Source organism: Streptomyces sp. NPDC048171 (genome assembly GCF_043202655.1).
Taxonomy (GTDB): Bacteria; Actinomycetota; Actinomycetes; order Streptomycetales; family Streptomycetaceae; genus Streptomyces.
In genome coordinates, this window is record NZ_JBIDAU010000038.1 from 3734 (window position 1) to 5152 (window position 1419).

1 rRNA gene (running past one end of the window) is annotated in these 1419 nt (G+C 56.6%); it reads left to right on the forward strand.

The annotated features are described in order from the left end of the window. A 23S ribosomal RNA gene (locus ACGF3J_RS38670) occupies positions 1-1397 on the forward strand (it extends 1800 nt beyond the left edge of the window). The last annotated feature ends 22 nt before the right edge of the window (positions 1398-1419 follow it).

Here is a 1419-nt window from a genome sequence, read left to right on the forward strand (position 1 = left end):
TGTGGCTGAGACCTGATGCCGAGCCGATTGTGGTGAAGTGGATGATCCTATGCTGTCGAGAAAAGCCTCTAGCGAGTTTCATGGCGGCCCGTACCCTAAACCGACTCAGGTGGTCAGGTAGAGAATACCGAGGCGTTCGGGTGAACTATGGTTAAGGAACTCGGCAAAATGCCCCCGTAACTTCGGGAGAAGGGGGGCCACATCCGGTGACGAGTCTTGCACTCCGAGCTGGGGGTGGCCGCAGAGACCAGCGAGAAGCGACTGTTTACTAAAAACACAGGTCCGTGCGAAGCCGTAAGGCGATGTATACGGACTGACGCCTGCCCGGTGCTGGAACGTTAAGGGGACCGGTTAGCTCAGATTCGTCTGGGCGAAGCTGAGAACTTAAGCGCCAGTAAACGGCGGTGGTAACTATAACCATCCTAAGGTAGCGAAATTCCTTGTCGGGTAAGTTCCGACCTGCACGAATGGCGTAACGACTTCTCGACTGTCTCAACCATAGGCCCGGTGAAATTGCACTACGAGTAAAGATGCTCGTTTCGCGCAGCAGGACGGAAAGACCCCGGGACCTTTACTACAGTTTGATATTGGTGTTCGGTTCGGCTTGTGTAGGATAGCTGGGAGACTTTGAAACTCGCACGCCAGTGTGGGTGGAGTCGTCGTTGAAATACCAGTCTGGTCGTGCTGGATGTCTAACCTGGGTCCGTGATCCGGATCAGGGACAGTGTCTGATGGGTAGTTTAACTGGGGCGGTTGCCTCCTAAAGAGTAACGGAGGCGCCCAAAGGTTCCCTCAGCCTGGTTGGCAATCAGGTGTTGAGTGTAAGTGCACAAGGGAGCTTGACTGTGAGACCGACGGGTCGAGCAGGGACGAAAGTCGGGACTAGTGATCCGGCGGTGGCTTGTGGAAGCGCCGTCGCTCAACGGATAAAAGGTACCCCGGGGATAACAGGCTGATCTTCCCCAAGAGTCCATATCGACGGGATGGTTTGGCACCTCGATGTCGGCTCGTCGCATCCTGGGGCTGGAGTCGGTCCCAAGGGTTGGGCTGTTCGCCCATTAAAGCGGTACGCGAGCTGGGTTTAGAACGTCGTGAGACAGTTCGGTCCCTATCCGCTGTGCGCGTAGGAGTCTTGAGAAGGGCTGTCCCTAGTACGAGAGGACCGGGACGGACGAACCTCTGGTGTGCCAGTTGTCCTGCCAAGGGCATGGCTGGTTGGCTACGTTCGGGAGGGATAACCGCTGAAAGCATCTAAGCGGGAAGCCTGCTTCGAGATGAGGACTCCCACCCCCTTGAGGGGTTAAGGCTCCCAGTAGACGACTGGGTTGATAGGCCGGATCTGGAAGCACCGCAAGGTGTGGAGGTGACCGGTACTAATAGGCCGAGGGCTTGTCCTCAGTTGCTCGCGTCCACTGTGTT